We start from the raw sequence: 9,762 nt of genomic DNA, 5'->3' as shown, positions 1-9,762 counted from the left end.
CACGTCGAAGAAATTTGTATCAGAGATGAAGAATCTTCAGATAAAGCAAATATTGACGAGTTATAGTAATCCAAAAGGGAATGCGGAGACAGAACGGATGATAAGAACGATAAAAGAGGAATTGATATGGATTTCGGAATTTAGGAATTTAATAGAGGCAAAGGACAGAATTGGAGATTGGATAAGGCGATACAATCGTGAGTATGTGCATTCAGCGCTGAGCTATATGAGCCCAGAGAAATTTGAGGCAAGATATTATGAGGGAAGATACAGGGAGGCAGCTTAAATGATGTCTCCTCAAGATGAGGCCCAAAAGTGTCCGGTATTTTGGGTAGCACTACAATTTTGTGTTTCCTTTGAAATATAAAAGAGAGGTGCCCCTTTCTCATCTCTTATCCGGAACTTAAGGCTAAGAGTTGACAAAAGCTTAACTCATGGCTATAGATTTGTCGGGATCGGGACGCAGCGGGACGTAGCGCAGCCTGGCAGCGCACCTGCTTGGGGTGTAGGGGGTCGGCGGTTCAAATCCGCCCGTCCCGACCATTTAGTTTTATTTTTTTTAGTTTTATTTTTTACCTAGTTGATAAAGGCTCCTAGGATACCATCTGGGGGCCTTAATTTTTTAAATGAACCGGGCTCTAAGCCTGGGGGGAGGTGAAAAATGCGCGCTCCTACTCCAATCTGCCAGATTGACAGAATTCCCGCCCAGGAGGCCCCAAAGGCCAAAGAAACTGGATTCATTTCTACCCATCTCTTGGTAGAAATGTGGCAAGCTCCCTTTGCGGTTTTAGCGGATGCCAAGGAAGTAGAACAAGCGCTCCGGTACGGCGGATGTGGTTCTTATCGTGCAGATGAAGGGGAAGTTATCAGCTATCAGTTCTCTCCTTACGGAGTCTCAGCCAAAGCTACTTTCGGCGATGCCCACATTTTCATTCATACCTGGCCTGAAAACGGCTATGCTGCCATTGATATTTTTGCAGGCAGCCACGACGAAGCTTACGAAATTTTTGAACGCCTAAAAGAGGCTTTTAAGCCTCATTATGTTCACGCCCTTGAAATGAAAAGAGGACAACTCGTGGAAATGGAGGAAACTTGACTCGCTACTGGTGGTTTGAAAAAATCACGCCGCATTATTCGCACGGGTATCACGTTATCCCCATTTACGAAAAGCGCACCCCTTATCAGCACCTCTTAATTTACAAAAATCCTCTCTGGGGGCGCTTTCTTGTCCTTGACGGGATAACGCAGTTTACCGAAAAGGACGAATTTATCTATCACGAGACTATCGTCTTCTGTGCGGCAACGGCTCAAGAAGCTCCTCCTAAAAAAGTCCTTGTTATTGGAGGAGGAGACGGAGGCGTAGTCCGAGAACTTCAGCGCATCCCAAGTATAGAATCAATTCTTCAGTTAGAGATCGACCAGGACGTATTTAATGCTTGCCAAAAATACTTGCGTGAAATCGCAGGAGACTACGAAGACCCTCGGGTTGAATTCCGTATTGCTGATGGCGCCCGATTTGTCGCAGAATCACCTGAAGAGGTATTTGATCTTGTTATTATAGATTGTACCGACCCTATAGGCCCCGCGGTGGTCCTCTATACCGAAGAGTTCTATCGGAACGTAGCTAAGGTCTTAAAACCAAGCGGACGCTTTATTCAGCAGGCAAGCATCCCGCGCTTTTTCCCAAAAACACTTCCCATGGCTTACCATCGCGCCCAAAAAGCCTTTCCCGTTGTGGAGGTTTTACGCGCTCCTGTTCCGTGTTACGGAGATGAAATCGCCTTTATCCTGGGAAGCAAAAAAGACTCTGCCCGAGTTCCTCGGTGGACACATAAGGGTAAGTTTTACAATCCCGAAGTGCACCAGGCCTGTTTTGCAATACCTTCCTGGTGGGAAGAACTTATCAACGATTATTCTGAAATTGACTAGAGGAGCTCCCTGGACCTTCTTTCAGGAAGCTCCTCTAATTTTTATGTAAACACATTTATTGAGACCTTTGCAAAAGACCAGTCCGTTTCGGAATCCGCTCCTATTGCAACTTTTAGATAGAAATGCCTGCCTTTTCGGCATCTTTGACAAAACGTTCAAGCCCTATATCCGTCAAAGGGTGCTTGTACATTTGTTTGATGACCTTGAAAGGGATCGTAGCAATATCCACCCCCAAAGCAGCACAACGACGGACGTGATCCACATGGCGAATGCTTGCTGCGATAATCTCCGTTTCAAAACCATAAAATTGATAAATATCGACTATCTCTTCCACCACTTGAAGGCCATCGTAAGAAATGTCATCGATTCGACCGATAAAAGGGGAAACGTAAGTAGCTCCTACCTTGGCTGCTAAAAGGGCCTGAAGTGGAGAGAAAACAAGTGTTACGTTTGTTTTTACGTTTGCTCCTTCGCGATGCAACTCAGAAATGGCCCGTAAGCCATCTTCGGTACAAGGAATTTTGACAACAACATTTTTGCCAAGCTCGGCTAGTTCTTTGGCCTCACGCTTCATACCTTCGCAATCAGTGGCTACTACCTCTACGGACACCGGCTTATCAGGGACTTCTTTAAGAATCTCTGAAATAGCCTCTTTCCATGGCTTGCCAGTTTTGGAAACAAGGGTGGGGTTTGTTGTCACTCCGTCAAGGATTCCCAATTTTTTTACCTCTAAAATCTCTTCGAGCACAGCGGTATCAACAAAAATTTTCATTTTAAGCCTCCTTCTTTTGGTTTATGAGAGCCCTTACTTTTAAGCGCAGACCCTGTAGTTTGATAAAACCTTCAGCGTCCTTTTGGTTATAAAGGGTGTCAGCCTCAAAAGTGGCAAGCTCTTTGAGATAAAGGGATTTTGGGCTTTTACGCCCTACCACCATGGCATTTCCCTTATAGAGTTTAAGCCTCACGTCTCCGGTGACATTTTTTTGGGTTTCGTCTATAAAGGCCTTCATGGCTTCCATTTCAGGGGCATACCAAAAGCCATAATAAATCATCTCGGCAAAGCGAGGTATAAGGCTGTCACGCAAGTGCATGACCTCACGATCCATAGTCAGATGTTCCAGAGCGCGATGGGCTAGGTGAAGCAGGGTACCACCAGGTGTTTCATAAACCCCTCTGCTTTTAATACCTACAAACCGGTTTTCAACCATATCCACGCGCCCTATACCGTGTTTGCCGGCAATTGCGTTCAGACGGGCAAGCATCGTAGCAGGGGAAAACTCCTCCCCATTTATTGCTTTAGGAACGCCTTCTTCAAAAGAAATTTCAATGTATTCCGGGGTATCAGGTGCGGCCTCCGGTGAAACAGTCATCTGGAACATGTCTTCTGGGGGTTCTTGCCAAGGGTCTTCGAGGATTCCTCCTTCATAGCTTGTGTGGAAAAGGTTGGCATCAATGGAATAAGGTTTCTCTTTAGTCACTGGCACAGGGATGCCATGTTTTTGGGCAAAGGCAATAAGGTCTTCGCGGCCTTTAAATTCCCATTCACGCCACGGGGCAATAATCTTTACATCCGGAGCAAGGGCCATATAAGTAAGCTCAAAACGGACCTGATCATTACCTTTGCCAGTGGCACCGTGAGCAACGGCATCTGCTCCGTATTCTTTAGCAATTTTTACCTGCTCTTTGGCAATAAGGGGACGTGCCAAAGAAGTCCCTAAAAGGTATCCCCCTTCATAAATGGCATTTGCCTTAATCGCAGGGAAAACAAAATCTCTTACAAATTCTTCGCGCAGGTCTCTAATGATTACCTCTTCGGCCCCGGTGGCAAGGCCTTTTTCTCTCACCGCATCCCAATCTTCTTCCTGTCCAATATTGGCACAATAAGCTATTACCGGGCAGTTGTAGGTTTCTTTAAGCCATTTGAGAATAATAGAGGTGTCAAGACCTCCCGAATAAGCCAGGACAATCTTTTTAGGCTTCATGAATACCTCCTTTTAAGTAGAAGCAGCAAGCGCTTTATTTTTGTCAATTGTGAGCGCCGCCCTCCCTTTTATGCGAGCAAACTTAGTAAACAAAGCAATTTTAGGAAACGCAAGCAGCCAAGGGAGTCTAGAGCTCGCACAAGCGTAAATGTCACCTTACGAACACGCCTTATCGAGTAAAATGCTCCCCTTAATGACTTTGCCAGTGAATATAGACCAATTCTCCCATTATTTCAGCACGAAGTTAGACTTTGTTTTTAAAAATATGATATTGAATGGGTGTTTTTTTCTGCTAAAGTCCCTTTTGGGAGGTTTTATGGTGGACAAACAAGAAATCTTAGCAGCAATTTCTCCAGACATTGCCCAAATAGAAGAAACTCTTCAAAAGAATTTTTCCTCATACGTTCCTTTTATCAATGAAGTAAGCAAACACATCCTTTTTGCAGGTGGCAAACGTTTGCGTCCCTTGTTAATGGTCCTGACAGCCCGTCTTTGTGGTGCGAACATTACCCCTCAAACCTACCGTCTCTCGGTCCTTTTTGAATACCTTCACGCAGCCACCCTTCTTCACGATGACGTAGTAGACGAAGCCAAATTCAGGAGAGGGCGCAAAGCAGCCCATCATCTCTGGGGGAACCAAGCTGTTATACTTGTGGGAGATTTTCTTTATTCCCGAGCTATTCGCATTGCGGTTGAAGAAGGAAACATGGACGTATTAGACGTCATCTCTGAGACAACTACCCTGATGAGCGAAGGAGAAGTACTACAACTCATAAATCTCGACAACGTTGAACTTAATGAAGAAAAATACTTTGAGGTCATTTTTCGCAAGACCGCGGTTCTCATCTCCGCAGCATGTGAAGTAGGTGCCATCCACGCCACAGGCAACGGCTGGCAACGAAAAGCCCTTAAAGATTTTGGCACCTATCTAGGTTATGCCTTTCAAATTACTGATGATCTTCTTGATTACGAAGGCGCAAGCGAAGAGACCGGAAAAGATATAGGCACAGATTTTAAAGAAGGAAAGGTCACTCTTCCCTTCATCTTAGGCGCGCAAAAAGCCTCTCCCGAAGACCGCAAAGAGCTTATCTCGCTTCTCAAGGAAAAAGAACCTACTTATGAGAATTTCCAAAAAGCTTACAATTTGCTAAAAAAATATGAGGCCTTTTCCGCCACCAGAGAAAAGGCGAAGCTTTACATTGAAAAGGCCCTTAAAGAACTAGAAAGATTTGAGCCATCACCAACAAAAGACTTATTAGCGAGTATCGCACACTATGTCTTAATTCGCAGAAAATAAACAGGAGGGCAGGATGAAAAAGCTATTGTCTTTTTTGGTGGCTTTTTTTCTTTTTGTTTCTTTTGCAAAAGCTTCAGAAAAAGAGCCTATTAAAATCGGCGCTCTTTTCGCTTTATCTGGCCCAGCTGCTTTCATTGGCACTCCCACCAAGCTGGTAGCAGAAATGGCCGTTTCAGAAATAAACAAAAACGGCGGCATAAATGGCCGCCCTATCAAGTTGATTATGGCAGATACAGAGGGCGACCCCACCAAAGCTGTTATGGCCGTTAAAAAACTTATCGAAGTTGACAAAGTAGTTGCCCTTATTGGTCCTACACGCACGGGAACAGGCATGGCCATTAAGCCGATTGTTGAAAGAGCTCGTGTTCCCATCGTCATGACCGTGGGAGGGGACCCGGTAATCATGGAAGGTGGAAGATTTGGCACGGCAAGATTTATTTTTAAGGCCCCTCAGCGCTCCTCCACCGCGGTGAAAAAAATCTATATTTACCTTCAACAAAAGGGACTCAAACGAATCGCCATTCTCACGGCCTCTGACGGTTTTGGCCAGGATGGCAAACGCTGGCTAAAAAAACTTGCGCCGTCATATGGGTTAAAGATCGTCGCAGAAGAAAGCTTTAACCCTACTGATAATGATATGAGTGGGCAGCTTCGTCGCCTGATGACTAAAAAACCTGACGTCATAATATGTTGGACCATTGGCCCTGCAGGAGCTACTGTTGCTAAAGACGTAAAACGGCTGGGAATTAAAGTCCCACTTTTTCAGTGCCATGGACTCCCTGACCCCAAATACATCGAACTTGCAGGCCCCGCGGCAGAAGGCAACCTCATGCCCTCCACCAAACTTATGGCCTGGAAAGAACTCCCCGACTCGGATCCCCAAAAACCTGTTATCGCTCACTTCGTCAAACTTTATGAAGAAGTCTATGACCTTGACCGTAAGTTTCCTATAAACACTCACTCAGGTTACGCCTGGGATGCTATAAACCTTTTAGTAAGGGCTATCAAAAAAGCTGGCACCAACCGCGAAGGCATAAGAGACGAACTTGAAAAAATTAACGGTTACGTAGGGGTGTCTGGCATTTATCGCATGAGTCCCAAGGATCATTGCGGCCTTGATGTAGATTCCATGATCATTGTGAAAATCGTAAATAGACAATGGAAACTGGAAGCGTATTAAAATTATTAGTTTTTGATTGTGACGGGGTGCTCTTTGACTCTCGAGAAGCAAACCGTGCTTATTACAATGCTATTTGCCAAGCTTTGGGGAGAGCGCCCCTTACTGAAGAAGAATTTCGTGTAGTTCATATGCAAACAGCGGAAAACTCTGTCCGCTATCTTTTTAGACATCACCCTGAACTCATAGACAAAGCTTTAGCATATCAAAAAACTTTGAATTATGAAAATTTCATTCATTTAATGAAACCTGAGCCAGGGATTAGGGAACTAATAGCTGATATTCGTCCTCCAGTAAAAACTGCTATTTCTACCAACCGAACAACCACTATGGGAAGGCTCCTGGAAATCTTTGACTATGAAAAACTATTTGACCTAGTAGTTACAGCACTAGTTTCCCCAAAACCCAAACCACATCCCGAAGCTCTCAAAATGATACTTGATCACTTCCAGGTTAAGCCTGAAGAGACGCTTTACGTGGGAGATACAGCAATCGATTATGAGCTTACGAAGTCTTTAGGGGTCCCTTTGGTAGCCTTTAAAAACCCTGATCTTAATGCTCAATATCATGTAAAAAGCTTTCAGGAGTTACATAAATTATTAAAAGAGCACTTTCATGTTTAAGAGACTTATAATCTCTTTTACTATTTTATTCATTTTCATCTCCATCTATTTCGCCTATACGTCCATAACATTCACCTCAGAAATCTTAGATGACCTGGAAACTAAAAATGCTAAACGACTTGTGTATATTGTTTTAGACAAAAACAGCTTATTAGATGATAAAGCACTTATTAAACTCAAAAGCATCCTTGGAGGAGAAGTTTTTTTATATAACAAAGAAGGTGAAATTCTAATTTCAACCCTTAAAAAAGGAATCCCTGAAGAACTTAAAAAACTCACACATGAAGAAATAAAGCAGCTTTCCACGGGCCCTATAATAAAAAAACTTCAACTCCATGGCATGAAATATAGATTTATTATTTTCAAAGCCAACCTCTCTCCTGAAATTTCAACATATTTTGGCTTACTACTGCCTGCTATTACTGAAGAAAAAATCCAACGCAGCTTAATTACAGGTCTTATTTATACTTCCTTTGCTGGCCTTATGTTTATGCTCGTAGTTAGTTGGCTCCTCAGCAGATCCATAACACAGCCTCTAGAAGATTTAGTCGAAAATACAAAACAAATAGGAAAAGGAAATTGGTCTATCAAAATTAAAGAAAAAGGACCACCAGAAGTAAAAACACTAGCAAGAGCTCTTAATGAAATGTCAAAAGAAGTAAGAGACTACCAGCAACGACTAATTGAAGCGGAAAGGCTATCAACAGCAGCACAACTAGTAGCAAGCATTGCACACGAAATAAAAAATCCACTCACTAGCTTAAAACTGGCAGCTGAAATATTAACAGAGCTGACCAAAGACAATCAAATACTAGAAAAACGAGCAGAGCTCGTATTGAAAGAAACTATACGGCTCGAAAAAATTTTACAAAACATGCTTTCTAGAACTAAAAAGATAGAAATCGTCCGAAAAATAATAGATGTAAACCAAATAATAACAGAAGTCGTTGAAGTTGCTAAAACTCAATTCCAAGCTAAAAAACAAAAATTAGAATTAAAACTATCTAATGAACCCTTAAAGATTGCTGCAGACCCAGAAAAGATAAAACAAGTCCTGTGGAATCTGTTGAATAATGCCTGCGAAGCCACTCCTGAAAAAGGAAAAATTACCATAAAAACTTTATCTCAAAACGGTAATGTTGAAATATGGATCGAAGACTCAGGGCCTGGTATCCCTGAAGAAAAAATCAAAGATCTTTTTCGACCCTTTTATTCTACTAAACCAAATGGTACAGGACTGGGTCTTGCGGTAAGCAAACAAATAGTACTATTTCACGGAGGAGAACTGTTACTTGAAAATAAAGAAGGAGGGGGAGCAAGGGCTAGGATTGTCTTGCCGCGGTTAAAAGAATCTCAAGACTCAAACGACAAGCCTTCATAAAATCATCAAAAGGCAGATATTCTTCAGTAGAATGGACTTTTCTCATTCCTGTACCCAGGATAACACATGGAAAGCCTTGAGCGTTAAAAATATTTGCGTCTGAACCACCACCAGTAATAGTAAGACGCAAATGGTGCGATATTTTTTGAGCTGCTTCCATTGCAAGCTTAATCGCTTGATGCTCTTTAGGCACTGACATTAATGGATAATCTTGCCTTTTTTCATATTGGATACGCGGCCTATCTTGTTCCATTTTAGGGTAATTTTCTTCTACTTGTTGAAAATTGCTAAGTATATGCTTCCATTGCTTTTCAAGCTTTTCATGGCTATGGCTTCTTACTTCGCCTTCCAAAACAACTTCTTCAGGGACGATATTGGTGGCTTGACCACCTTTAATAAGACCTATGTTTGCTGTAGTCTCTGGATCAATCCTTCCCAGATTTATGCCTACAAGGGCTTGTGCTGCGAGTTTAATAGCATTTATCCCAGCCTCAGGATTAATCCCGGCATGTGCTGCCTTGCCAAGCACTTTTATCTTGAAGCGAATTGCTTCTGGAGCCTTGTTAATCAAGTCTTCAGGATCTTCGCTATCAAGGGCATAGCCAAAAGGTGCGTTAAGCAAAGAGTAATCAAGATACTTTGCTCCAAGCAAACCTATTTCTTCGCAAGTGGTGAAAACAAACTCCACAGGAATATCAAGGCCCTTTTCTTTCAAAATATGGGCGATCTCAAGCAAAATGGCTATGGCACTCTTATCGTCAGCACCAAGAATAGTTCTACCGTCAGTTCTAAAAACGTTATTCTCGAAAATGATCTTTGGCGAAGAGCATGGCTCAACTGTGTCCATATGAGCAGCAAAAAAAAGCAAAGGCCGCCTAGAAGGATTGATTTTCACAAAAAGATTATCTACTTCAGAGCCGGTTTTTGTTGAAGAATTGTCAAAAAGACACTTAGCACCTAGGCTTTCGAATTTTTCCTTGAGATAGCGTGCAAGCCGGCCTTCCTTACGAGAAGGGCTTTCAATGCTGGCTAATTCAAGAAAAAAAGTCTTTAATCTCTCGGTATTAATCATCTTTAATAACGAATCTCGAAATCAGTAAACTCACCGGTATAAGGCTCTTCGATTACTTCTACTTTCTCAACCCTGGCATGAGGAGAACCTTTGTGGCACCACCTTACCATGGCATCAACCGCTTCTTCATCTCCTTCGAAAACAGCCTCTACCCTTCCATCAGGCAAATTTCGCACCCAGCCTTTCACCCCGAGCTTATCAGCTTCTTCTTTGGTATAGGCTCTAAACCACACCCCTTGAACACGCCCAGATATATAAACATGCACCCGCTTCTTAGCCATAAAAGCCTCCCGAAGGCTTT

General features: G+C 42.9%; 11 protein-coding genes and 1 tRNA gene. 8 read left to right on the top strand and 4 right to left on the bottom strand.

The genetic code is table 11. The annotated features are described in order from the left end of the window. The 4 genes from H528_RS0102180 to speE form a co-directional block, all read left to right on the top strand. A partial coding sequence (locus H528_RS0102180) for an integrase core domain-containing protein (RefSeq protein WP_022852715.1) occupies nucleotides 1-286 on the top strand: 286 nt, incomplete at its 5' end. Nucleotides 287-466: 180 nt separating this feature from the next. Next, a tRNA-Pro gene (locus H528_RS0102175) sits at nucleotides 467-543 on the top strand. A 118-nt stretch (nucleotides 544-661) separates the two neighbouring features. Continuing rightward, on the top strand, nucleotides 662-1,096 hold the full coding sequence (speD, locus tag H528_RS13915) for an adenosylmethionine decarboxylase (RefSeq protein ID WP_022852714.1): 435 nt from the start codon (nucleotides 662-664) through the stop codon (nucleotides 1,094-1,096). Next, nucleotides 1,093-1,929, top strand: a complete 837-nt coding sequence (gene speE, locus H528_RS12295) for a polyamine aminopropyltransferase (protein ID WP_022852713.1) — start codon at nucleotides 1,093-1,095, stop codon at nucleotides 1,927-1,929. The genes speD and speE overlap by 4 nt, the downstream gene beginning before the upstream one ends. A gap of 112 nt (nucleotides 1,930-2,041) precedes the next feature. On the opposite strand, the gene fsa is transcribed toward speE, so the two are convergent. Then, on the bottom strand, nucleotides 2,042-2,701 hold the full coding sequence (gene fsa, locus H528_RS0102160; protein WP_022852712.1) for a fructose-6-phosphate aldolase: 660 nt from the start codon (nucleotides 2,699-2,701) through the stop codon (nucleotides 2,042-2,044). Between the two features lies 1 nt (nucleotide 2,702). Beyond that, a complete protein-coding gene (locus H528_RS0102155) occupies nucleotides 2,703-3,911 on the bottom strand; it encodes an argininosuccinate synthase (RefSeq protein WP_022852711.1) in 1,209 nt (402 codons plus the stop codon). Between the two features lie 316 nt (nucleotides 3,912-4,227). Between H528_RS0102155 and H528_RS0102150 the strand changes: the two genes are divergently transcribed. From H528_RS0102150 to H528_RS0102135, 4 genes are read left to right on the top strand one after another with little or no spacing between them, the layout of a single operon-like run. Next, complete coding sequence (locus H528_RS0102150) at nucleotides 4,228-5,208, top strand: polyprenyl synthetase family protein (protein ID WP_022852710.1); 981 nt, start codon at nucleotides 4,228-4,230, stop codon at nucleotides 5,206-5,208. A gap of 13 nt (nucleotides 5,209-5,221) precedes the next feature. Next, complete coding sequence (locus tag H528_RS0102145; protein WP_022852709.1) at nucleotides 5,222-6,388, top strand: ABC transporter substrate-binding protein; 1,167 nt, start codon at nucleotides 5,222-5,224, stop codon at nucleotides 6,386-6,388. Continuing rightward, entirely contained in the window at nucleotides 6,367-7,008 is a 642-nt protein-coding gene (locus tag H528_RS0102140; protein WP_022852708.1) for an HAD family hydrolase, read from the top strand. Before H528_RS0102145 ends, H528_RS0102140 begins: the two co-directional genes overlap by 22 nt. Then, nucleotides 7,001-8,389, top strand: a complete 1,389-nt coding sequence (locus H528_RS0102135) for a sensor histidine kinase (protein ID WP_022852707.1) — start codon at nucleotides 7,001-7,003, stop codon at nucleotides 8,387-8,389. Before H528_RS0102140 ends, H528_RS0102135 begins: the two co-directional genes overlap by 8 nt. Here H528_RS0102135 and H528_RS0102130 read toward each other — a convergent pair. Together H528_RS0102130 and H528_RS0102125 are read right to left on the bottom strand one after the other, a co-directional pair. Next, complete coding sequence (locus H528_RS0102130) at nucleotides 8,331-9,461, bottom strand: M20/M25/M40 family metallo-hydrolase (RefSeq protein ID WP_022852706.1); 1,131 nt, start codon at nucleotides 9,459-9,461, stop codon at nucleotides 8,331-8,333. The genes H528_RS0102135 and H528_RS0102130 overlap by 59 nt on opposite strands. Nucleotides 9,462-9,463: 2 nt before the next feature. Then, nucleotides 9,464-9,742 carry an acylphosphatase gene (locus H528_RS0102125; protein ID WP_022852705.1) on the bottom strand — a complete coding sequence of 93 codons (279 nt, stop codon included), beginning with the start codon at nucleotides 9,740-9,742 and terminating at the stop codon, nucleotides 9,464-9,466. Between the last annotated feature and the right edge of the window lie 20 nt (nucleotides 9,743-9,762).

The sequence above is a fragment of the Thermodesulfatator atlanticus DSM 21156 genome (assembly GCF_000421585.1).
Taxonomy (GTDB): domain Bacteria; phylum Desulfobacterota; class Thermodesulfobacteria; order Thermodesulfobacteriales; family Thermodesulfatatoraceae; genus Thermodesulfatator; species Thermodesulfatator atlanticus.
This window is presented reverse-complemented; position numbering and strand designations above follow the sequence as displayed.